Below are 23,984 nucleotides of genomic sequence, written 5' to 3' on the forward strand. Positions count from 1 at the left end.
ATGGACAAATCTCCAGGCCGATCACAGGTGGGCGCTACCTCTTCCGAATCGGCTTTGGATGTATGCGGGTTTTCCCCAGCGGAGGGGGAAATCCAGACCTACGAACAGATGGGGTATTACATAACCCCGCGCCCGATTCTCCCTCCCGACCTAATCGCCCGTGCCATTGACGGCGTAGAGCGTTACTACTGCGGCGAACGCGATTGGAGCCTTCCTATTAGCGGCGGTTTTCTCGATTGGCGACCGGAGCACGGGGGATTGCTGCGCATAAACGACTATGTCTCGCTGCAAAACGAAGGCCTTCACGCGCTATGCACGTATGGCGCGATCGCCAGCATTGCAGGTCGCCTAGCACGAGCTCGTGCGATACGTCTTTTTCACGACCAACTTATTACCAAGATGCCTTCATCCGACGGAGCCACCGCAGTTGGTTGGCATGTCGACAAGGCATATTGGCGCGCGTGCACGTCAGAAAAATTGCTGACCGCATGGATACCGCTTGTAGACATCGACGAAAACTCGGGAGGTATCGCTTTCGTCTCGGAAAGTCACCGCCAACCGCTGCAGGACTGGATGACAACCTTCAATGACCAGAATCTGGATCAATTGGCGGAGCGGGCTCAAAAGGCCGGAATCACGATGCGGGCAGTAACGCCAACAGTGCCGCTAGGCCACGTCAGCTTTCACCATGGTCGGACAATCCATGGTAGCAAGCCAAATCGTGGCCACCAGCCGCGTATTGCGCTCACTGTGCACTTCCAAGACCAAGATAATCGCTACCAATTGGTAGCCGACAGCCATGGCAGACCGGTCCTTCACGTGAACGACCTCCTTTGCCGACGCGGCCCAGATGGGCTGCCGGACTACGCCGACCCCGACGTCTGTCCAACGCTCTGGAGCGAGGAGGATCCCCGATGACCGTCACTCTGTCGTGGCCGCAGCAAATCCAATCACCCGTTACGTTGCCGTTCGAGGGGCGTCGCTCGACGGTGCGCTCCGACAAATTCGCAACTGCAGAGTTAGCATTGCCGCTCATGGCGGAGACAGCAGCGGAGCGCGCCGTACTCCTCCTGACCGCCACAGTTGTGATCCTTGCCAGATATAACAACGCCGACCACATTTCCGTGGGTGTCGCCAAGGCGGGTTCGGCACTTGGCCTGTTTCTCTCTACGCCACAGCATCTTTCAGTTCGCGCGCTGGCAGACGATCTACGCGCTGCTCTGGAGGGTTTGCACATTGGACCTTCTGACCTTGACAAGCAAGTCGCAAGCGCGGAGCGCGATGCCGCTGTAGGCAGGGACCCGCTTTTCGCCATAATGATGGCGTTAGATGACGCGCCCGCGCCATTTGTCCAACAAGACCTAACCCTGCACTTTGACGATACTTCAGGCCGGCTTGTGGCGAACTATTCCGCCCGGCTTTTTCGCCCAGAGATAGTCAGTGGTTTTCTTCGCCATTTGCGTTGTGTCCGCCAGGCCATTGAGGCAGATGCGTCCGCAACTGTCGGTTGCGTGCAGTATATTGACGCTGCTGAACAAAGCGATCTTCGCGGTCTAGGTAGCGGAGGCGCACCAGCCCATTACGGTACCGTAGCGCAACATCTCTCGGCGGCATTAACTTGTGGCACGGACGAACCGGTGCTTGAGTTCCACGATCAATCCTGGACCTTGGGCGACTTGATGCGCCACGCCGACCAAATCATCTCGGGTCTGGGACCTCTCGTACAGAAAGGCGCGCGATTCGGTATCGGATTGCGCCCCGGACCGGACCAAATCGCCGCAATCCTGGCTGCAGTACGCGTTGGCGCAGTCATTGTTCCGTTAGACACAACCCTGCCCGCACGGCGACTCGCCGCAATCCTAGCCGACGCCGCTCTGAGCGTCATTATTACCGAGATGGCTCTCGTCGCGCACTTTGCAGATTTCGCAGTCGACGCTTTGTTGATAGAAACTTTGCCCGCTTCGGATGCTCGCTTGTCAAGCTGGTCAGTCATCACGATCGAACCGGATTCTGCGCTTTACCTACTTTTCACCTCCGGTTCAACTGGTCGACCCAAGGGTGTTTTAGTTCCCCATCGGACGTTGGCAAACCTCGTAGCATGGGAAGACCAACAACGACCAACACGTGGCAAACGCACATTAGGTCGGACCTCAATTGCGTTCGATGTCGGTCTCCAAGAGATCTTCGCGACGATCTTGTTTGGTGGGATTCTCGTCCTGGCATCCGATAACGAAAGGTCCAATGTTGGAGCTCTTGCCAACCTTCTGGCGCGCCTACGGATTTCGAGGGTGTATCTTCCACCCGTGGCGCTCCACCAGATGGCGGAGTCAGCGCCAGATAACGTTACCGCGCTTGACTGCCTGGAGCACGTTATCGTAGCTGGAGAGGTTCTGCGAATCTCCCAGGCCATTCGTCGCTTCTTTCGTTCGACTCGCGCCAGACTTATTAATCAGTACGGCCCGACAGAGACGCACGTTGCGACAGAGGTTGTTTTGGATGACGCACCACTCCGTTGGCCGGATCTTCCCGTCATTGGTCGCCCTATTGCAGGCGTCGACGTGCACATCCTTGATGCCGCCGGTGTTCCAGTCCCGCTGCTTGTGCCGGGAGAAGTCGCGATCGGCGGTATCGTGCCAGCGATAGGCTATGTTTCGAAACCGGAGCTTACCGAGGTGCGGTTTGTCGACGACGCACGCGCGGGTCGTGTGTACCGCTCGGGTGACCGCGCCAAGTGGCGGCTGGACGGGGCCTTGGAGTTTGTCGGGCGCACAGATGACCAGGTGAAGGTTCGTGGCTATCGCATTGAACTGCTTGATTTGGAGGTCAATGCGGCCAGTTTGGCCGGCGTGCGTCAGGCTGCTGCGAAATTCTGGACCTCCGGTGACTGGAAGGGTTTGGCACTTTACTTTGTTCTGGACCCTGTTCAAGCGCCCACTATGCGTGAACTTAGGGAAGCGCTCCGGGAACGCGTACCGGAATATATGCTCCCTCCCCTACATGCGATGTTCGCTCTCAAAGAGCTTCCGCTAACAGCGTCCGGGAAAATCGACCGCGGTCAACTTCCTGAGCCGTCTGTCTCTGAAGTCGTCGAGGCAGAACCACTCGATGTTGGAGGACGCATACGGGCAATCTGGTCTCGGCGCCTCGGATTGGCCCAATTCGAACCTGACGAGGATTTCATTGACCTCGGAGGTGACTCACTGCTTGCGATCCAGGTCGTGTCAGAGATCAACGACGCGTTCAAGATTGCAGTTCCATTGTCCACGCTCTTACGCGGGACATCGCTTCGTCGACTAACTGGGGTCGTGGAAGGATTTATCACAAGTCGTACGACACGAATCAATCTCACGACCGTTGCACCGGGCCAACTGGAAACCTCGACGATGGGGGAACCGAGGCACGACAGAAGAGTAGCAAGCGTCGATTTGCCGTGCGGTCGTTTTGTTACGCCTTCACCGTCGGAAACCCGTCACCTCTGGCAAGAAATATATGGTCAGCGCGCCTATCACCCGGACACGATTCGTTACGCACACGGCGATACCATTGTCGATGTGGGAGCGAACGTCGGCGTCTTCAGCCGCTTTGCGCTCGACATAACAGGCGGATGCCGGCTAATCGCAATTGAACCCGCTGATGAACTTTTTCAGTGTCTGCGAAGCAATCTCGCTGCCCGCAGCAGCGGCGTGACGCTTCTGAAACTTGGTTGCCGGCGCGAGGATTCTGAAGCGACCACTTTCTTCTATTTTCCGCGGGTACCAGCAATGTCCAGTTTTCGCCCCGATTCCGCGAGGGATCGTAGTTTGCTTGAAGAGTTGTTGAAGAACGATCCGGTTTGGTCGGAAGCGGACGACCGCCATCAAAAAGAGCAGTTCTTGAAAACCGCTTTCGCAGCTGAGTCTCAACCGTGCCCCACACGCCGCCTCTCAACCATCTTTGCAGAAAGTGGTTTGGATCACATTGATATTCTCAAGGTCGATGTGCAGCGAGGCGAAGAGGATGTGCTTGCAGGGCTATCCGAGACGGACTGGCCAAAAATTCGACAATGCGTAGTCGAGCTTCAGGACCACAAAGGATCGGTCGCGGCTATGCGCAGTTTTCTCCAGGCGCGCGAATTCAGCGTCGATGTATCAACGATTCCGCTTCATGAAGGAACTGACGTGCGTTTTGTCTACGCCTGGCGTCGAGTATAGAGTGCAGCCGAATATCCGCCTTTGCTGTCAGGCCGAGCCCGGCGGCTCCGGGCGACATTTCTAGAAGCTTACGATGCAGAGACACCGGCCGAATATAACCGAAGAAGATGTCGCGTTTTATCGCGCACATGGATGGTGGGTTTCCGATGTAATCTTACCTGATGAATTGTTGGATGACCTGGCATACGCCATCGATCGCTACGCCGCGGGCGAACGGGATCGCCCGCTACCCCAACCACTTCTTCCGCAATGGGCTGGAGCGCCAGAGCGCGGACTTCGTCAAGCTGATTACCTCTCTCTGCAACTCGATTCGGTTATGGACTTCGTTCGCACCCCGCTGCTGCCGCTATTGGCCAGCACCTTGAGCGGCACCGACGAAATCCGCTTGTTCCACGACCAACTCATCTGGAAAGATCCCGACGGCCAGACAACCCGGTCGACGGTCGGCTGGCATACCGACCGGGCATACTGGAAAACTTGCACATCGGAGAAGATGCTCACTGCGTGGGTGCCACTGCAAGACACGTCCGAGGAAATGGGAACGCTGGCCGTGTGGGATGCGAGTCATCTTTGGTCCGGCACCGATGACCTGCATACGTTCAACGAGCCCGAGCTAGATATCATTGAATCGCGCGTACGGGCTTCGAACCATACTCCTAACATAATGCTCCTGCCTCTGCGCCGGGGCCAGGTAAGCTTTCATCATTGTCGGCTCGTGCATGGGAGTTACCCCAATCGCACAGGTCGTCCGCGCATAGCGTTCGCGATCCACTACCAAGATGGAGAAAATCGACACATCGCGCCGCGCGCTTCCGAGAAAAGTCCGGTCCATTTGAACGATATGCTCTGCCGGAGCTGCCCTGATGGCACTCCGGACTACGCCGACCCGGAAGTCTGCCCCGTCCTGTTTTCGACGTCGCGCCAAGCGTGACATTCATTCACGAGAAACGCTCCAGTCGGCGATAAGGATTGGGGCGCCCCGATCATCTGTGGCACCGTCCGGAACTCGACAGATGCTCCGCAGAGCAGCCTCATAGCTCGCCAGAAGTAGGGCAACGTCTTTTCGGTCGGCATAACAAGGGCTGTACTCCAACGTGACGACAACCGATTCCGGAAGCATGCACATCGTCCAGTCCATGGTCGGCTTGCTCGGTGCCTTTCCAAATCGAAGCACTGTCGGACCGGAATATCCCAAAGTCGTCGAGCCATGCGTAGTGAGATCAAAGTCCCATAAGCGACACCGAGAGAGTCGAAAGTCCTTGAGCGGATGATCAATCACGTTGAAGGTGACCGGTATCAGGTCCGGTAATGCAAGACCACCCCGGCGAACAGCACCCAGGCTGATCAAGGGTGCAGGCACATTTTGGTGGTCAAGTGCGTCAAAGAGCGTATTCGCGGCGGCGGAAATGGCCGTCGAGTCGGAGACGTTGGAAGACAGGACTAACGGCACTGAGTTGTAACACGCGCCAGAAGTCGAGGCGGCACCTGGCAGGCTTCGCCCGGGCACGTTTGTGATGACGCACGGGAAAGCGCCTCTGTTCGATGCGACTTGCGCATAGGTGGCCAGGAATACGGCAGCAAGCGGCGCGCGGTTGCTTCGGGCCGTTTGCACGACCGCATTCCGCAAAACGGTTGGCAAACGAAGTTCCTGTCGTTCCAAGCTAACATTCGACTGTTCGACTGGTGGTCGAACAGGAATTGCGACACGCGGCACCGCCTCGAGCTTGCACAACCACCAGTTCAACTCTGCCTGCGCGTCGGAGGAATCGAGCCAGGTTCGCAGTGCCTGAGCGTACTCAATCGACGTCGTTGGCTTCGGCGAGTCCGACAACGGTCGAACATAACTAGAGCAAAAAGTCTCGGCATAAAGCTTCAATGAGATCGCATCCGCCGCCATGTGATGGGTTGCGAACATCCATATGTGGTCGTTCTCACTGCGTCGAAAGAGCCAGTGGCGCATGTGCGGAGGCCTTCCGGCGGCAAGCAAAGTCGGAACTGCGGCGACCAAGCCTTCCAAGATTCCACGTGAGTCTGCTGCGAGCTCAGTCACCGTCGTCGACGGTGGCAAACTATCCGCGGACTTTACCTGTGCAACCGGCTCGCCTTGGCGCCAAGTCCAAGTTGTGCGAAGTGGTTCGTGACCAGCAATCGTCGAGTCGGCCGCCCGCCTGAATGCATCGATATCCAACGGTCCATCGATATGCGCAACGCGTGAAACGGCCGGAGGATACCCGGTGAATATCTCGTTAAACAGAAGGAGTTCCTGGCAGAAAGACAGCGGTCCTTCCCGAGTAACATCGCTATTCTGCAATGGAAGACTCCGATACAACGTTTCGGACCCCGCGCGCGGCGGTAGACTTGATTGGACAGACTCTCGAATGATAGTCAAATCGAGGAAAATTGTCGCTTAAACACTCATCGCGCGGAGGCCACTCGGCGACAATCGCTTCGACGGCTCTTTCAGTCAAGCGTGCCGCAACCTATCTGGACAGCGACGATCACAACGCTCACTGCACCTCCCGTTTACGGCCGCCCGAGCCTTACTTCGAACGCGCCTTGCTTCAGTATGTTTCCGGGCAGTTCAACACACCCGTCGGAGATCGACACCGCACCGAGCCGCACGCACGTCTTCTGCATGGACGCGCACAGAAAGATGTTTGATGAGAGCCGCGCGAGCAGTCTCATGGGCAAAAACGCCAACCTGCATTGGTTGGCGTTTTTCTTGGGGTATTACCGAATCAGAACTGGTTCATCGTGTTGTCTTTACCCGCCGCTTTCAGGGCCGCTTCGCCGCTGAAATACTCCTTGTGGTCGTCGCCAATGTCCGAGCCGGACATGTTCTGGTGCTTGACGCACGCGATGCCCTGACGGATTTCCTTGCGCTGCACGCCAGCCACATAACCAACATGCCCTGGTCGCCGAAGTATTCCTTCGCCAGATTGTCGGTCGACAGCGCGGCGGTGTGGTAGGTCGGCAGCGTAATCGAGTGGTGAAAGATGCCCGCTTCGCGCGACGCGTCGGCCTGGAAGGTGCGGATCTTTTCGTCGGCGAGCTTCGCCAGTTCGGTCTGATCGTATTCCACGCTCATCAACTGGGCGCGGTCGTATGCCGATACATCCTTGCCTGCAGCCTTCATCGCGTCATACATCTGCTGGCGGAAATTCAGCGTCCAGTTGAACGACGGGCTGTCGTTGTACACCAGCTTGGCATTCGGGATGACTTTGCGAATCTCGCTGACCATGCCGCCGATCTGCGCGATGTGCGGCTTTTCGGTTTCGATCCACAGAAGGTCAGCGCCGTTTTGCAGCGCGCTTCGCCCGAGCTGGCGCGGAACTGGAACAGGTTGCTGGGCAGGCGTTTGGGGCGCAGCAGCTTGCCGTCACGCTTGATGACGACGTCACGATTGCCCAGTGTATCGGCTGACAATTCTTCGCAATCGAGGAAGGAATTGTATTGGTCGCCCAGGTCTCTCGGCGTGTTAGTCACCGCGATTTGCTTGGTCAGGCCGGCGCCCAGCGAGTCGGTACGGGCCAACGATGATGCCGTCGCGTAGCGGATGGCGCGAATCTTCGCCAGGAAGTCTTCGTGAGGCACGGTGACTTTTCCATGCTGGCGGCCACATTGTTCCTCGTCGGACACCTGGTTTTCGATTTGAATGCAGCATGCGCCCGCTTCGATGAACTGCTTGGCCAGCAAATAGGTTGCTTCGGAGTTGCCGAAACCCGCGTCGATGGCGGCGATGATCGGCACGACGTGGGTGACGTGTTTGTCGACTTTTGCTTGGACAGCAAAAGACGACATGCAACCTCTGGCCGTGCATCAAGAGTTTTGAACCTGGACTCAGAAATTTGATTTCCGCGCGACCAAGTTATCGTCTCCAGTTTTTCCAAAAATTAGCACTCCGTCGTCAACAAATTGCTCGAAACGCTTTGTGCGAAGTAAATTCTGATACACCCGCCGCAGCGGAAGTGCCTCATCGTCAGACTCCGCAGCCAGTATCAGAAAGCCGCACTCCGCAATGTCCAACATGTGGTCCCACGCTACATTTGCTTGTGGTGCAGACCTGTGCTGAAATTCCGCATAGGGATTCTCTTCTATGAATTCGGGTTTCATGATGAACGAACGCTCATCAATCGCCCATTGCCCTTGTACCTTGAAATGCACCAGCACGGATTTCGCCCGTAGCCACTGGTCCATAGCCTCCCAGATTTCCGAGTCCGTAACATCCGTAAGCCAGAAAACCTGCGTGTCTTCGACTTGAAGACGGAAGCAATGAACGAGAACCTCGCCCCATTCGATAATGCTAAAGGAAAAGCCAATGCGCGCATTCTCGATGCGGAACAAATCCACCTCGGGCTCTTCGATTGGTATAGTCAGTACGGGGAAGTTATCGGGCAAACCATCTGCGCACTTCGGTTTGTACTTGAGTGACTGCAAGGGCTCCAGCCGCCCGATTGCATACGGGGCCGGGCGTGTCTCGGTGACGTCGATTCCGTTCATAGCGTTTTCAGCCTTCGTTTGAGATTTTTCCGACACTTGTTGCGCGCCTCGAATTCAGATCCGTCACCCGATTCGACCGTTTCACCACAAACATCAATGTCGTGCATTTCTATCTGCATCGTTGCCATCAATATGAGTACGCAACCGGATCGCAACCACGTGCGACCGCCCCAGGTCCGCATGCCGGGGCCACGTTCCATGTTTCTCGTCGCCACTGCAGCGGCCGGCTCTTCCTGGCACGCTTGCGAAACAGGAGCTCGCTTTACTCGTACTGCAGCCACACGCCGCCATCGGTCTTCGCGTACTCAAACATTCGGCGCATGGACGCAAACCACGCGTAGAAGCTGCGTTTCTCAAGTGCCCGCGCGCGCTCGTCCCACTTTTCAAAATCCGCAGCAAGCTTTGCTGAGGCTACCGGGCCGATAGTTCCGAACTGACCCGGATGGCGAAACAAATCACGGAATGGGCCTGGGCCATCCGCGCCAGCCATCCGCCAGTCATACCCAACCAACCCCGCCAACTGCTCCATGCACTTGGCGAAATCGGCACCTTTCTTCGCAACCGCGAACGATTGCTCCTCCTGGAATTGGTACGCACCGCCGACTTCCAGTCCGTCTGCGGCCTGCGGGCAATCCGGGTTACCAATCACTTCGACGACGTTGTTCAGGCTTTTGGCCCAGAAATCTGCTTCGAAATTTCCATCCAACTTTGTCAAACCCTTGCGTGCAACGAAAACTACCGGCATAACACGTTCCTTTGATAATTGAGTAAGAACACGCCACCCGGCGCTGAGCCGGGCACAAGGCGCGTCGACGATCAATCTGAATTAAACGTCGCAGATCGTATAGTGCGATTGAAGGCACATGATGGGTTTAAAAATAAACGAGCGGAACGGGAGATTTTTTGCGAGGCCGAATACTGCCGCGAATGGAAGGAGTTTTTCGAGACAGATTCGCCACCTTTCTTCATTGCCAAGTCACTCATTTTGCTGGGTAAAGACCAGCTCTCAAAATAGAGAGGGCTAACGAAACACGTATTGAGAGCAGTCACGATGTAAAACATGTATTGGCAGAAAATATTCAACCTTCGCAATTTTTTTCGAAAATCCCAACAACAGATTTCTCGCGAGAAGATTGATTACGGTATGGTTTGGATTCTAACGGTAAAGCATTTCAGTTGAAAAGCTCCCCGGCGCGGCCAAAAAGCATTCGAAATAGTCGCATCGAAAAATCTCTAATATTCACTAAGCGATTTTCAGATAGAGCAATTCCTCTAAAACATCGATTGCGGGCTGCATTGAGGCCTCCGGGACCGCCTCGAGTGTGGCCAGCGTCGAATGGATGGCTCGATCGGTGCGGCGTGAAGTACAGGTGACCCGAACAGAGCCGCCGGTGTGCACAACAGCGAGACTCTTCCGCAAAACGGGTCTCGGTATTGGCGCCGGACCTGACTCAATGCTTTCCTGGTTGGCAGCCAGGGACAGACGTTCCGCGCGCGCCACGCCTATTTCGCTGCTGCGTTCTTGCCAGTTGCCGCGCCCTGCATCACCTGTTGCCTTCTTCGCGGTTGGCGGCTCGGAGCCACATTCCTGGTTGCCGCTTTAAATGTCACGACCTTCTTGCTGGCGACCGTCTTCGCCGACCCCTTCTACGACCGACCTTCGTCGCGGTCGCGGTCTTGGCGGCGCTCTTCTTCACCTGGAGCGCCCTCCACAGGCTCCATCGGCACCGTGCCGGCAGCGTCCGACGGGACATTCGCCATGAGCCGCCCCTTATTGTCGGCGCGAGTGTGCGGCATTTCGGCCGGGCCGACAGCTAGCGCGACCGGCCGTCTATGGCGGGCTCCCACGCGAGTTGCCGTTTCTAAATCGGCGATCAAATGCACGGCCCGCGACCTCGAGCATGCGGTCCGTCTTCGCGATCGACTCGTGCCGCGAAAACAACAACCGCCTGCTGCAAAAAGACCGCTTATTTACAGGGAGATTTTTCATCAAAACGCCGTTACACTGAAATTTATCACCACTTCTTATTGATTATTGAGCATTTTATGTTATAGTAGACACATCAAGCGCTATCAACCATGCGTCCAAAGGACGCGAATAGTTTCTGACACGGTAACTTTAATCCTCATGGTCTCGGCCCGCGCTTTGACCTTTGCTCCGCCCCAACAATGGAAGAAGTTTTGCGTTCGCCTTCGAAAAAAACGACCTGCGATTTCGGCCGGGTGCCATCCCACTGATCTCGCTCAGATCACGCCCTTGAGCACGCCACGTTTGCGTGCTGTTTCGACACCACCGTCGAAACTTCGAGGACGTACGCGCAGCGTGATGTCATCCGCTCCGGGTCATCACGGCTGCTTCGTCGTCGCATTTTCATTTGCAGAGGTAACGCATGACCTGTAGTTCTGAAATCACAATTGGCGGCCACGAGCTAACTGTAATGAGGCGCTCTTACACCGTTTGGGAGTTCTTCAAGGCAGAGGACAGGGTTATCCGGGCCCGAGGTCTACCGGCTAATCCCCTTCAAAATATCTACTATAGACATCGGGATTTCGCATACTCGGTGACCGCAGATGTCCTTCGCCGACGTCTGGGACGCGCCGGTTTCACCCGGACAACGTTGGAGCAAGAGTTTCAGGCGTACTACCACGCCGTCTGCCGACTGCCAGACACGATGTTCTTCAGAACCTATCCCGACCCTGAAAGGGCACAGGCTCGTGCCGATGCATTCCGAGCTGCCACGCTGAACGACTGGCTAGATGCACTCGCGAAGACTGTCGAGATTGGCGTGACTCGCGTTGGCCGCAATGCATTTGAGTTTGCTCAACCCAAAAATATCCTCGTTGACATTATAAGTGGTCCTGATGAACCGGATAATCGCGACCTGAGGTCGAAGCACTGTCTCCTTGGGTTTCCGTGTAGTTCGCTCAACAACATGTCGGTCGCGTTGTTGGAAGTGGTTCCAGGAGAGGCACTCTGCGAACAGGAGGTAACCATGTTCGTCGAATTCGATGGCGACACTTCGTTCGACGACATGATGCTTCGAAAAAAGCCTCTGCAAAACGATGAACCTGCGTACGACGATATCTGAACTCTCGCGGCTTCCGCGACGAATTTTCAGCATCTGACTAGTGCCCACAATTCAAGGCGATCCTGCCGCGAGAGGTCGTATAGGAAGACTCTTTGCGCGGCAAGGCATCTCTTCATCATCAACTGAACAAAGAAATCAAATGGACTGCATCGTACACACCACCATCGGTGGTTATCCACTCACAACGACCGTCGACCAATACGACTCGTGGTACTTCCGTCCAGAGGACAGAATCATTCGGTGCCGGAAAAAGGAACGGCTAAACCCGCTGACTTACGGTCTGCCAATCAACGATGTCTCGGAGACCGTCGACGTGGAATTCGTATATTCGATTACGGCTGCGACGCTCCGCCGGCGGCTGGGACGTGCCGGATATGACCGTGGTTCGCTAGAGAAAGAGCGATGGGAATACTACAGGAAGGTCGTCTATCAATCGGATTCGAAGCACTTGTATTTCACCGGCGAGTCCGCCGAAGCAAAAAGTGACGCGTTCCGCCGCTCAATGCTCGACGATTGGCTTGATGCTCTGGAGCATGTGGTGAAGAGTCGCCTGAATCCTGGTCCCCGCGTGAAACCGACGGAAAGTCCGCTCGTCGACATCATCACCGGCGCAGAAAAGCCGCCATTTCTTGAGCTTGAGCCTGAACATGGATTACCGGGATTCCCATGCAGCACATTCAACAACATGGCAGTAGCGCTCCTCGAGGTCACTGACAGCAAAGCGGTATGCGAGATGGATGTCACGCCTTTCATCCTCCATCGAGACGACACCAATTTCGATGACCTGCTGGGAAGACATGAAGAGTGTTACGAGCTTTGAACGCAGCGCGCGCGATCGTAGTGCGCGCTTGTTCTCGTCGAATCGAAGATTGGTCAGCGTAACCCAAGTATTTGACAACATGGTCATCGAAGTCGCGTTGCCCGCTCTCACAACTAACAACACCATGAGCATCAAAGAACCCAACCAACAAGCTGCAACGAAAACTCACAATGAAGTGGCCAAAACCATCGTCGACTTTATGTCCGACTGCGGACTCGGAGACGCCGACGTGAACGCGGGCCACCTGTTTTTCGCGTTCGAATTTGCGTACAGGCCGCTACCCAGATTTTGGCGCGACTTCGACATGCCAGCGCTCGTCGAGGCCATCTCAGAGCGTTTTCCCAATTGGCGTTCTGCCGTGCAGGAACCGGACTGGAGTGCTGATGATGTACTGCGCGAGGTCGAAGAGTTCTTGCATTCCAATGCATTCGATGAAGCGAATGCTCAGATGATGATGGGTCTTCCCACGCACGCTCGTCCAACTGAATGGCAAGAAGCCGCCGATTGGATTTGCGGGGAGCTTCGCAAGAGGAAGCTGGGAGCAGAGTTGAGATTTGCCGACAGGCTTGGCAAACGTTGCGGCGAAGGCGCCCTGCAGGAACTGCGCTGCCTAGAGTGCATTGCAAATGGGGTTGCGTTCGAAAGAATCGGAACTAGTGTCGCCCGGACCTGGCGCAACCGGGTGTTGGCTGAGCGTCAAAAAGGCGGTTGCAAAGCCTGAGAGGGCTGGGGCACTCGGTCGATGTGATTGATAGAAACTGTATCAATTCCTGAGTGCCGTTGACAGTAGCGTTCCGCATGGTCCTGGTTGCCCTACATCTCCGCGCTCGTGTCGCGTGGCTGTGCTGCGAATCGCTCGATCTTTGAGAACAGCGTTGGCCCCACCGGGACGCAGCTGAGCCGCAATGACAGCGTAGAATGCTATACCGGCCACGTCTGGCGGTTGTAGCGGGCGGAATGCTCAGACAACATGGAGCACCGCCGAAGCGGCGACGTCGAACATCACGTAGCGCAGTAGGAATGCCTTCCCGGCCTCTGGCAGGCGCGCGACAGCGAGAGCGGGAACGGTCAGCTCATTCCTCGTCAGATCCGAATATCCTGTAGGCTTTGCTGCAGTCTGGCAGGCGGCTTGATAATGCAGCACCGACGCCCTCGTCACATATCGGTTATTCCCAGTCTTATGATGGAGCTTCAGCTTCCCTTGTTCCTGCAGATTCACCACATGTGAGCGACTGACGCAACCGCCGTGGGAGGATTAGCAGCTCCGAGACCTGTCTGTCGGCAGCGCCCGTATGCAGTGGTCGGAGTGCCCCCTTCCCCCACCACCTACACTTTCTAAAATAGTAGCGAACAAACCGGTGGTCGGAACAGTTGAGCGTGACCGCGAGGTACCACGTTTCTGATACCCCGCCGCGTCAAATGTGCAATCAAGCAACCATCGATGCTTGCGCCTCGTCGACCACCTGCTCGGGCGCTTGAACCAACGGCTCCGCTGTCGAAATCGTCTTTCTGCTGACGACTTTCTTCGTAGCCGGCTTTTCCGTCGCAGGCTTCTTGGCGATGGACTTTTTCCCCGTTGACTGCCTGGACGCCGCCGCAATCTTCTTCGCCATCGTTGGCTTCTTGGCTGCGACTTTCTTGGTAGTCAGTTTATGCGTCGGAACCTTTTTGACAGCGGTCTGCTTCGGTGCGACATCGATCCCAGCCGCGATTAGGAATTTTGTTCGGTCTTTTGCCTCCGCAATCCACGCCGGGGCGCGCCCACGCCCGCTCCAAGTTGCCCCGGTTTTCGGGTCACGATATTGCGGCGGCTGTGGCCCGCGAACATAGTTTCCGGCTTTCGCCGGTTTCTTGCTCGCAACCGCCGACTCCACGACATCCTCGCCGATCAAAAACTTGCTTCGGTCTTTCGCTTTCGCAATCCAGCCCGGCGCACGGCCCATGCCGCTCCATGTCGCTCCTGATTTCGGGTCACGGTATTTCGCGGTTACTGCCGGCTTGCCAGCCGCTCGTGTGCTTGCAGGCTTGGGACCTCGCTTTTGACCTCGACCGTACGTCTCGATGTCAGATATGGTTAGCCCGTGCTCTTGCATAAGCTCACGAATTTTCGCGATAACTGTCGACGACTGATCTTTAACAATCGCTTCGGCTTGCGCCTGCAGCTTTGCTATTTTCGCTCGTAGATTTTCTAGCGTGGCCATTGTTTCCCCTTGTGTGGTTGATCGATAACTATGCCACATGGAGCTTCGAATCGGTAAGGCAGCCAGAAGAACGCAATGCCAATGCCGTGCGATGTCTATGACGAGTCCCGGCAAGCAAATGTCTCCGTCTCTCCCTTTAAGTTATCTGTTCGTGCCCGGGTCGCGCGGAAACCGGTTTTGCGAAAGCCGTCGCATCTTGCGCGGACGCGGTGATCATTGATCTGGAAGACGCTGTCTGCCGTCGGGAAGGAGGCCGCGCGACAATCTGTCGTCAATGCGTGGCCTGCCCTCCGCATCAAAGCTCGCGAAAGTCGATGCGCGCTCCTCGCGCGCATTAACGCCGCGGGTAAACATCGACTTGGCGCTCCGACTCGGCCTCGACGACCGTTTGCTCGCAATCACCCCCACATCCACGATTCCGGGACAACGTTCAAGGCAGAAACGCATTTTTGAGGATTGCACTTTATTTCACGTACCGGCTGACTGAACACTGCGGAGCCTGCGCAAGTTCCATACGATGGGTTGTCACGGCAAGCTCACGACTAAACGCGGGTTGCGCTACTATTACTGTCGTACCGTCCGGAGGACAAATCATGAACGTTAAGGCGACGCTGTTGATTGCACTGGCGCTGGGAGCTTCGAACGTTTGCCTTGCGGGCGGTGGCGCTGGTAACGCACACGGCGCGGCGACGGCGGGACCGACATACGGGGGCGACAACACGTCCACTCCAACAAGTACACACAAGGGCGGCTTCCACCTGAAGCACAAGAAAAAAACTCCAACGGCAGTAAGTCCGGCTGCTGCGAGTCAATGATGATTGCGCCGCCGTGAGAGGCTCCGATCCATCTGAGTTGCTCAGCCAGGTCTTCTGAGTGGTCATCGCGCGCCTGGCTGAGATGTTCTCGGATTACTCGGCCAAACCTGAAGCCGATGTGGTGGCCGCGCGGTGATTTCACATTGCCTCAGGAATGCCGGTTCCCAGCAATCCGGGCGCGTGCGCAAAGTATCGGCTGACAAACGGCAGAGTTGCAGACGGCTGTTGCTGACCTCACCGCTTGCATGCAGGACTGGGCAACCTGCCGAGATTGTCAATGATTGAGGATCCAATGTCGAACGGCCGGTTGTGGGCCGAACTGAGCATAAGACTCACCTCGCAGCATGAACAAAGTTGGCGGAGTCGGCTCGGTCGCAAATTAGCCACCCCGGACTATCATGGTGGGTTCGACGAGGGCGCACATGGGTACCTCGAAGCCGACCCGAATGATGCCCCGGCTGTTCACGAATCAGGATGTCATAGCGGACATGCGAGTCGTGTCAAACATCAAAAGCCAGTTGCTGATGGCCGCGGCATTCGCGCTCCCCGCGTTCGTGTTCATCAACGGATGCAAGTCGACAGCGACGCAGGCCGTGACCGCGCCGGGGAAGGTCGCCACTGACGACGCTGCGCTCGCCGCCAGGGTGAAGCAGGCGCTCGTCGCAGACCCAGGGCTGACATCCTTGCCGATCAGCGTCGCCACGTATCGAGGCGTCGTGCAGTTGTCAGGATACGTGGATGCAGAGGTACAGATTCAGCAAGCGCTTGCCGTGACGCGCGGCGTGGCGGGGGTGCAATCCGTGAGCAACGATCTACACCTGAGGCCGCAATAACGCGCGCTCGCGGGAAAACAAATGACGGACGAGACAGCGATGCCTGGGGTGCGCGCGACCAGCGGTTCCGTCAAAGGAACAGTGCGTCTGCGCCTTGACGGGCATTCCCCTGCGCTCTATCACGTTCGCCGGTCGCGTGGCCGACCGTGATCGACCCTGTTCGGACGGTGGAGCAAATGCCATCGAGTTGACCGCTTCGCGGGTCTCAACGGCCATTCGCTCGATCTCGTCGAACGCGTGACTATGCCTTCTTTGCTTCTTTTCGACCGCGCCTAGATTTTGCGGATGTTCTCTAGAGCAGAGCGTTTCTCCGACATTTGTTCACTACACGTGACCTTGTTTGGAAGAACGCGACAGAGTAATTATCTTTATCGACGCGGCCTAGGTCTTGAACGCTTTCCGCCACGCGGCTAGTCCTTTTGCGAACTTTAGGCAAAGAGCGGCAATCAAGACGAATGGCCAGATATTGGAGTAAATTATCTTCTCCTGATTCGGCAACGTTGCATCGGCCTCTTTGATAGTTTTCTGCTTTCGCTTTAATTCGTCAATTTTCGTGGCTTGACTGGACTCATTTTCGCTCCAACTCTTGAGCGCATCGAGGTCTTTTTTCGAACCAACAATGCAAGGATATAATCCTTCAATAATATTTTATCCGAAATCAACCTCCTTTGTATATATCTTTACTACCAAATCATAATTGCTTCCATCATTTGGCATCATTTTTCGGATATTATCAATTTTTCGTAGACTGCGGCTCTTGAACTCAGTTGCTTGTGCAGAAACTGACTCGAGCGCCAGCCGCGGAATGTTGCTAGCGACAGCCGTGCGATATTGGCTAATTAGTTCCTCACTAACCAGTGAGGACATTGCGCCCGAGGAGCTTAAATCATTTAACATTTCGACCGCAGCAGTGCAAGAACGCTGAAGTTTGAGTTCAGGCGTACCACTCGCCTGCCGAACTTTTTCCAAAAATGCGGAAACGGACGGCTCTAAGCGTGTCGCAACTAAACATGAGCGCTCCGTCGAAAACCCTTTTTCGCAAACCTTGCCAAGCTCAGACAGGCTTCCGATGATTGAAAAACTCGATGAGATCACTTCAACGTTATTCTCGACTTCGACGCGTGGCTGCTGGTGTCTGATCTCATTGAGTTGAATTTCATTCTCAGAGAGGCGCGCGCTGACGTCGAATAGTTCTCGCTGATTGACATTTGATCCAAATAGCAATATCACGCCGAATGCCGCGATTGGGTAATAGAGCACGTCCATGAAGTTCCAGTGCGTCCATCTATCCACCTCCATCCAGCAAACGCCGCTATACTAAATAAAGCAAAGGTTACTAAAGTTATTGTCAGCATAATTTGTAAATAGGAAGTGACGTTGGTCAACAGTCGCCCAGATATTTCGAACTGACTGTAGCAGATGCTTCGACCCTTCCGGCTCAGATTGCGCTCCGATGCCACGAGAGTCCAGTCCGCAGACCTTGGTCGGCAGGATGTGGTCAGCGCAGGTGGAAGTCGAACATGTGAGATCTGTGGACGACAAGGACCACCGGCCAACGTCATAAGTAGTAGGCCGAACCCGGCCCCATCCTGGATCGACGGCGTACAATGAGCGACCGCTGTTGAAGCCCAGCCGACACCCGAATGGCTCAGCCCGTACACCAGCCAGTGACGCTTCTTGGCCGAGAACGGCAGATCGCGCGAGTAAACGGCAGCGCACTGATACACTGCTGCCGCCAAAGCAACTTTACATCTGACCCATGGTTGCACCCGCAACAGCCGCCGGATCGCCTGCGGCCCATTCTCCCGTGATGCAGCAGTATCTCGCTCCCGGCAGATAAGCCTTTGCGCGACGGCCTACGCCATAGCCCACGCCGCCAGTTTCCAGTCAGACCGTTCTCGACCCTTTAGACATTTGCCTCATCGCGCGACGAATGTCTCTGTTGGGGGCGCTCGAGACGTTAGACCTTCGCATGGCGCATTGAAGCCCCAGATGGGATTCTAGAGTCGCTGAGCAAATGAGTATCCTTTAGAGGTCCACGCAATCCTCCCCTTCCAAGTATTTCAGTCACGTCTTCTTCCCAGAATTGATGTTATTGGAATATACACATAACGAAGAAATGCCCGAACGCCCGAGCTTACCTGCCATCTGCAGCCGGCCGTTACGCCAATCGATCTGCCTTTGGATTCTCTGCTTGCGCGCATCCGACATTGCGGGGTGGGAATTCAGCAGTTCTAGGATATTGCCAACGCCCGCCGTACCAGTTCAACGCATTTTCGAAGAAACGGTTGCAACCGCAAGCAGCGTCGCGGAGTTTGCGAAATTCTGAATGCCTGTATGCAGCATCAGGTAGTCATATGTCCCCGAAGATTCGCATGTCATCAGAATCCCGTGCGCGACCAGCTATCTCCTCCGTGATCAACCGCGATGCGTCCTCAAGCGCGGACACGGTCGAGGGTTCATTCCCTTCACTCGCCGAGTGCAGAGCAGCCAGCAACCGGTTTCCCTGTGCTGCGGAACTCATCCAAGCTTTTGCTAGATTCGCGGCAAGGCGAGGATCTCCTTGTGCACGAACAATTCGGACCAGGACGCCAGCAAACGCGTCCTCTCCTATTCTTAAAAGGACCGCACCTTGTGCGGACAGGTGCTCTTGGAGAGCGCGGTGGATAAATTGCAGGCGATCGTGATCAGCCAGAATCAGGCCACAACTTACCCATTCCCGAATTATCGATCTGGCATGAACCCCGTGTCCATGCACGACGATGTTGATCGATCGATCAACAATTTTTTCAAACTCGTCATGTCGGAACCCCTGCTGGTCGGTCAACAGCGTCATCAAGGCGACCATCCCCAAGAGTGGTCGCATTTCGGAGCGCGGTAGAACCGATTCGCGTTGAAACCCGTGTTTTGACTGGTCGTGGCGGTACATTAGTGTATCGACGACCGCATCGTAAAGCTCATCGGGACTTGAAGGAACCGCCCCATGATGCGAGATGACCTGAAGAAACAGCGATAGCATGATGGGACTGCGGAAGTAGTCCGGGTCATACTCCATCAGGCGTTTCGCATCATCCGTCACGCTCTCGTTTGCATTTTTATGGATGTAGGCCAGCGCGCGGTCACTTGACCATTCGTTCAACGTGACCATTGAATACCCCTCAAGCTCTCGAAGTTTGTCCCCGGTTGGGCGAGTTGAAATGACCGCCGCAATTTTGGCGTTCGTCCTTTGCAGTTCGGCTAGCTTGTAGAGAAACGCTGAGCGTTCGCGATCGTTCGCGATCTCGTCCATGCCATCAAAGAGCAATACGAGATTGTGCTTCTTCAACGCATATTCGATCGTGCCGGACTCAAGTCCCGTGGAGCGAGCGACGGATATCAGTAATGGCAGATCTTGGCGAAGCTCGCGCAGCGGAACATACAGATGCAGCAGGATCGATTGATCGACGTGTGTAGACGTTAGGTCAATCGCACACTTCTGAAGCAGCCAGCTCTTCCCTACGCCTGCCGAACCCGTGAGCAGGATGTTTTTTCCGGGTTCACTGACTATGCGAAGAAATTGTTCATAATCAATCGGTCCGCCATCGTCTCCACTAAGCGAAGGCTCAACAAACCTCTCGAATACTGACTTTCCGAGAAAGCCAGGCGTCTGCGTCAGCGCGGCATTCCGACTCTCAACGTACCGGACGAGTTTCGTGTCGAGTGATTCTTCCGCAAGATCTGCGCTGGCTGGCGCCTTCAATGAGGGACGCAACAAGCGGCAACGCACGATATCGCCCTTCTGAGTGAAGATGACCGAGGTTTCTCCCCGCGACTCACGGTACTCCCGCAACCTGTAAAATCCTCGCCCAATTCCATCGTAGCTGCCGACCCGCTGCAGGTGGTTCGCGACTCTTCGATTCGGCGTCAGGGACAAGCCAGGATCTTCGAGCAGGCTTTCCCAGGAGTGGCCCTCGGGGAAATGCCCCGGATTTGTAACGTCGACGTATTTTTCATCAACATGTACGTGCACTCGCCCCACCGCGAAAAAGTCCCGATGCGCGAGCGCATTCGATATCACTTCCCGGATAACCTGTGCAGGTATCTCGTATTCGTCTTCGCGTAAGGCCGTGTTGTGAAACGAAGCAATCGTTCTCAAATGCGCAAGCGTCAACCGCACGAGGGCGTCAAACTGGCTGATCAGAGGGCCCTCGACCGGTGCGCGCTCGAGCGTCAACGATGTTCTGTCGCCTTGGGAAAACATTGACGATACTTCTGGAAAAAACCGTTCAGGGCGGCGTCCGAAGCAAATTACCGCTGCATCATTCGGCTCACTCGCACCTGACGAGACGAACAAATCCAGCTCGCGGATGATGTCGGCCAACCTTCCCCACCCGGTGCCAAGATAGCTGTCGGCGTATCGTTTCAGCAGATCCTCGTCCAAGTCCTCGATGGTGGCTCCGACGGATGCAAATCGCAGCCTGTCAGAGTCGGGAGACCCAGGATTCGCTGCCGCGCCGTTCGGAACCGAGCCGGAGACGTTTTTTGCAATCCATGCCACCCCCTCCTCGTTTTTAATACTGTAGCGAGGAGTCTGCAGTCCGGCGTTATGTTTGGTGGCTTCGTTGAAGCATTTGCGGACGTAGGCGGCCGCATCAGGAATGGTAATCAACCCGTTCGTCGTCGCCTGACCGCCGTTTCCACTCGTTACACACTGGCATAAGTAGTGTGTGAAAAGACTGCCTAGATCGGGGTCTTCATGGCTCAGCTCGATGTCTTTTGAGGACGCAAAGACGCAGGAACCAGTGGAGGCAGGAATGTGCAGCGGGTCGTCGCTCTTAAGGCCACCAAGGTCTGCTGCGCCGCTATGGCATGTGTCCAGAATAAACAGCGTCTTTGCGCGGCCCTTCCCTTTCAGGAGCGCAATTAAAGCGCTGAATGCGACAAAGTCGTCTCCCCCGTTAAACACGAACCCGTACTCGCCATCCTTCACACGCCCGTGGCCGGTGAAGTACACTATTCGCTGATCAGCGGTAGCCGACAGTTTGAAGAACTTCGAGATGTGACCAAGAAACTCTTCTTCCGTCGCACAATCCTGCACCACGGGCGCCGATAGGGCTTCGTCATGGCCACCGTATTGCGGATCCGCCAGAATTGAGTAAATCTTCTGACAGTCGTTTTTACCTTGTGTCAATTCCGGGCCGGACTTGGCGTTTGCGGCGAAGAGTGCTCTACTGACCATATGTTTCGTCTTCTACTTTAAAGTGAGTTGCACAATGGCCCTGCGTATATCCCTGAGTGGCGGCTTCACCTCTCAAGTTTCCGCTGATCTTCGTGAGCTCGGCGAAAAACTGGAGGAACACGGCGTAACTGTCAGCTTGAACACTGTCTCGGTGCAAGGTGCCAAGATGGATCTTGCCGTCGGCCTAGCGATCGCAAGTCTGGCAGTCAGCTCGATCAGCACATTGATCAATGTTATCAATTTTTGGAAAGGTCAGAAGAAGAGCTCATATCGGTTGAAGCTCGAAGGCGACGAAGCCGCAAACGAGGATTCAGAAGTGACAGACGAAGTGCTCAAGACCGCACTGCAGTCGGGTCGACCGGTAACGTTGCTCGTCGAAAAGCTATAAGCGCGTGCGGCCGCACCGTGCCAGTGCGTTTCAAACGATTCCACGCCAAACCACCCTCGGTTGCCCCACTCATCCGTTTGGGAAGGAAAAACTGCGCGCCGTCCATAAACTCTTTAAGCGTCCCTTTAATAATCCGGTTAGCGTTGCTTGATAGCTCGCCTGTCCCTTTCTCGTCGTTGCTGAAGTGCACGACGGCGGAATCCGAAATGTAGATGCCGTAATGGTCGTATAGCCCGAGGCAGCGGCTCACCTTGATCACTGCACCCTTCGAAAGCGTCTTTGTCATCGAGAGCTTCGGCGTCTTTACGTGCCCGATCGATACGGCGTACGGGTCCTTCATGATCTCGGGGAAGGTCTCTACTGCGTCTTTGATGCCGCCGAATGCGTCTGCAATTGAATCCCAGATGGACATGACTTGATCGCTGAATCTAATTGTAGATATCTTCTTTATCGACCGATGCCCGGAAATCTTTAGAGCCTTCGTGACCCTTTGAGTGCGATCTTCTGATACGTCTCCGTCGCCGTTTGTCGCAGGTGTGCCGAGAAGCATCCGATGGAAAGGCGCGCAACCCTGCGGATCGTCGGGTGCTACCGAGTCGAATGGCGGTTTGTCGTGCCCGATTAGACATTTGGATGTCTAGGCTGCGGCGATCGTGAGCGGCTGAAGCTGGCCGGCTTCCGACGTTCACTGGTCAAATAACCGATCGGGCGCTGCGTCCGCGCGGCGGTCTTCAGTACTCGACCTCTCTCGGTCGTTCGACATTCGATTGGCCGTACGTCGCTTGATGCAGATACAACGGTCGACCGCGGCCCTAGTCGACAACAACGTGTCGTCGCGGCTACCCACGTAGGCTCGGCCATGATGTGCTCAATATGTGCGAGTAGTGCGCCTTGCCAACTGCTATCTTTCCTTAAGCGTCGGCGAGCCGGGCGGGCACTGGAGGTGCCGACGAACGAACGGCTCACCGTTCGTCCAAACGGGCTTGCCGTAATGCGTGGCTACTCATGCTGTCGGAGTTCCTATGAAAAAGCCTTTGTGGTCCGATGCACGACGCAAGACGGTTATCCGTGTTGTTCGGGTAAGGCAGTTTCGCATGTCGCGGCGGGCACAAAACCTGGGGAGTATGCTCGACACGTTTGTGCGGCATCCGCTTACTTTACTCGTTTTGGGATTTGCAATGACGGCCGGAGTCGGGCGATGGATCCAGGGGCGCGTGGAGAAGGCAGAAAATGTGCGCGTGGAGTTTGTCCGCGCAAACCAGGCGATCGATCATGTTCTACTCGCGATCAATCAACTCGAGATTCGTTCCCGACTTTATGTCCTCGGAAAGCAAGCACATGCGCCGAACCAGGCGGAGTTGAGAACTCGCCTTGACGAGGCGTTCATCACCTTGAACTCAGTATTCACCACGGAAGGCGATGCAATAATCGGCCCCTTGGTAAGAGAAAACGTTCCGTGGTCGAAAGAATACTTGGCGGTTTACTCTCGTTTGGGCGCAATGAGCGCTTTTCTCAAGGCTGCTCTAGTTGCGCCTGCATATGCGGCATTTGACGGAAAAAGTGATTCCGAATTGGACTACGTTGAGAGCGTTGCGCGTTGTGGTTACAATTTTGTTTATACCGCTCGGATCGCGATCGATTCGCCTGAGCTTGTTAGAGAACTCGGTTTTTCCCAACCAAATGATGCTAACGGTTGGCACGGGCTGGAATCGCTGAGCCGTTATTGGCAAGAAACTGCAAGTCGCTTCATGGACCGACAAATCGGGAAATGCCCGGCATGGTGAAGGGAAAACTTTCGTGTAACGAATCAGCGAAAGGATTGACGCGGTGAACGGCCGTTGTCTGCGTCGGCGAGCCGTCCGAACGTCTCCGCTCCCCGACAATGAACGACCGAAAGTGGCCGGCTGCTGCCCCACATGTCTGACGCGCG

17 protein-coding genes and 2 pseudogenes are annotated in these 23,984 nt (G+C 55.6%); 9 read left to right on the forward strand and 10 right to left on the reverse strand.

The window, feature by feature from the left end:
• From B0G80_RS35735 to B0G80_RS35745, 3 genes are all read left to right on the forward strand, one after another.
• Positions 1-918: a phytanoyl-CoA dioxygenase family protein gene (locus B0G80_RS35735; protein ID WP_116122448.1), complete on the forward strand. Its 918-nt coding sequence runs from the start codon at positions 1-3 to the stop codon at positions 916-918.
• The gene (locus B0G80_RS35740) at positions 915-4,190 is read left to right on the forward strand and encodes an amino acid adenylation domain-containing protein (protein ID WP_116122449.1); all 3,276 of its coding nucleotides are present in this window, start codon (positions 915-917) and stop codon (positions 4,188-4,190) included. The genes B0G80_RS35735 and B0G80_RS35740 overlap by 4 nt, the downstream gene beginning before the upstream one ends.
• 73 nt (positions 4,191-4,263) lie before the next feature.
• Positions 4,264-5,121: a phytanoyl-CoA dioxygenase family protein gene (locus B0G80_RS35745; protein WP_116122450.1), complete on the forward strand. Its 858-nt coding sequence runs from the start codon at positions 4,264-4,266 to the stop codon at positions 5,119-5,121.
• 3 nt (positions 5,122-5,124) lie between these two features.
• On the opposite strand, the gene B0G80_RS35750 is transcribed toward B0G80_RS35745, so the two are convergent.
• The 4 genes and pseudogenes from B0G80_RS35750 to B0G80_RS35765 all read right to left on the reverse strand — a co-directional run bounded on the left by B0G80_RS35750 (position 5,125) and on the right by B0G80_RS35765 (position 9,435).
• Positions 5,125-6,579 carry a condensation domain-containing protein gene (locus B0G80_RS35750; RefSeq protein WP_309568803.1) on the reverse strand — a complete coding sequence of 485 codons (1,455 nt, stop codon included), beginning with the start codon at positions 6,577-6,579 and terminating at the stop codon, positions 5,125-5,127.
• A gap of 349 nt (positions 6,580-6,928) precedes the next feature.
• Positions 6,929-7,979 (reverse strand): annotated as a pseudogene (locus tag B0G80_RS35755) (isocitrate lyase); the annotation flags it as partial.
• A 51-nt stretch (positions 7,980-8,030) separates the two neighbouring features.
• A complete protein-coding gene (locus tag B0G80_RS35760; RefSeq protein WP_220377507.1) occupies positions 8,031-8,726 on the reverse strand; it encodes a hypothetical protein in 696 nt (231 codons plus the stop codon).
• A gap of 226 nt (positions 8,727-8,952) precedes the next feature.
• Positions 8,953-9,435 (reverse strand): hypothetical protein, encoded by a 483-nt coding sequence (locus B0G80_RS35765; protein WP_116122453.1) that lies wholly within the window; start codon positions 9,433-9,435, stop codon positions 8,953-8,955.
• Between the two features lie 1,645 nt (positions 9,436-11,080).
• Here B0G80_RS35765 and B0G80_RS35775 point away from each other — a divergent pair.
• The 3 genes from B0G80_RS35775 to B0G80_RS35785 all read left to right on the forward strand — a co-directional run bounded on the left by B0G80_RS35775 (position 11,081) and on the right by B0G80_RS35785 (position 13,320).
• On the forward strand, positions 11,081-11,779 hold the full coding sequence (locus B0G80_RS35775) for a HEPN/Toprim-associated domain-containing protein (RefSeq protein WP_181920134.1): 699 nt from the start codon (positions 11,081-11,083) through the stop codon (positions 11,777-11,779).
• 139 nt (positions 11,780-11,918) lie between these two features.
• On the forward strand, positions 11,919-12,599 hold the full coding sequence (locus tag B0G80_RS35780; protein ID WP_116122455.1) for a HEPN/Toprim-associated domain-containing protein: 681 nt from the start codon (positions 11,919-11,921) through the stop codon (positions 12,597-12,599).
• Positions 12,577-13,320, forward strand: a complete 744-nt coding sequence (locus B0G80_RS35785; RefSeq protein WP_147309959.1) for a hypothetical protein — start codon at positions 12,577-12,579, stop codon at positions 13,318-13,320. Before B0G80_RS35780 ends, B0G80_RS35785 begins: the two co-directional genes overlap by 23 nt.
• A gap of 240 nt (positions 13,321-13,560) precedes the next feature.
• Here B0G80_RS35785 and B0G80_RS35790 read toward each other — a convergent pair whose 3' ends face one another.
• Positions 13,561-13,743 (reverse strand): hypothetical protein, encoded by a 183-nt coding sequence (locus B0G80_RS35790; protein ID WP_147309960.1) that lies wholly within the window; start codon positions 13,741-13,743, stop codon positions 13,561-13,563.
• 283 nt (positions 13,744-14,026) lie between these two features.
• Positions 14,027-14,800 carry an H-NS family nucleoid-associated regulatory protein gene (locus B0G80_RS35795; RefSeq protein WP_116122458.1) on the reverse strand — a complete coding sequence of 258 codons (774 nt, stop codon included), beginning with the start codon at positions 14,798-14,800 and terminating at the stop codon, positions 14,027-14,029.
• A gap of 1,303 nt (positions 14,801-16,103) precedes the next feature.
• Here B0G80_RS35795 and B0G80_RS35810 point away from each other — a divergent pair.
• Complete coding sequence (locus tag B0G80_RS35810; protein WP_116123848.1) at positions 16,104-16,448, forward strand: BON domain-containing protein; 345 nt, start codon at positions 16,104-16,106, stop codon at positions 16,446-16,448.
• A 648-nt stretch (positions 16,449-17,096) separates the two neighbouring features.
• Here B0G80_RS35810 and B0G80_RS35815 read toward each other — a convergent pair.
• The 3 genes and pseudogenes from B0G80_RS35815 to B0G80_RS48320 all read right to left on the reverse strand — a co-directional run.
• Positions 17,097-17,714 (reverse strand): hypothetical protein, encoded by a 618-nt coding sequence (locus B0G80_RS35815; protein WP_116122459.1) that lies wholly within the window; start codon positions 17,712-17,714, stop codon positions 17,097-17,099.
• Between the two features lie 1,087 nt (positions 17,715-18,801).
• On the reverse strand, positions 18,802-20,214 hold the full coding sequence (locus B0G80_RS48315; RefSeq protein ID WP_408969479.1) for an NACHT domain-containing protein: 1,413 nt from the start codon (positions 20,212-20,214) through the stop codon (positions 18,802-18,804).
• 801 nt (positions 20,215-21,015) lie between these two features.
• Positions 21,016-21,666, reverse strand: a pseudogene (locus B0G80_RS48320) (caspase domain-containing protein); the annotation flags it as partial.
• 34 nt (positions 21,667-21,700) lie between these two features.
• Between B0G80_RS48320 and B0G80_RS35825 the strand changes: the two are divergent.
• Positions 21,701-22,054: a hypothetical protein gene (locus tag B0G80_RS35825; protein ID WP_147309961.1), complete on the forward strand. Its 354-nt coding sequence runs from the start codon at positions 21,701-21,703 to the stop codon at positions 22,052-22,054.
• On the opposite strand, the gene B0G80_RS35830 is transcribed toward B0G80_RS35825, so the two are convergent.
• Positions 21,999-22,466 (reverse strand): lecithin retinol acyltransferase family protein, encoded by a 468-nt coding sequence (locus B0G80_RS35830; RefSeq protein ID WP_181920135.1) that lies wholly within the window; start codon positions 22,464-22,466, stop codon positions 21,999-22,001. The two genes, B0G80_RS35825 and B0G80_RS35830, sit on opposite strands and share 56 nt — an antisense overlap.
• A gap of 610 nt (positions 22,467-23,076) precedes the next feature.
• Here B0G80_RS35830 and B0G80_RS35835 point away from each other — a divergent pair.
• Complete coding sequence (locus B0G80_RS35835) at positions 23,077-23,838, forward strand: hypothetical protein (RefSeq protein ID WP_147309962.1); 762 nt, start codon at positions 23,077-23,079, stop codon at positions 23,836-23,838.
• The last annotated feature ends 146 nt before the right edge of the window (positions 23,839-23,984 follow it).

Source organism: Paraburkholderia sp. BL6669N2 (assembly GCF_003387275.1).
GTDB lineage: Bacteria > Pseudomonadota > Gammaproteobacteria > Burkholderiales > Burkholderiaceae > Paraburkholderia.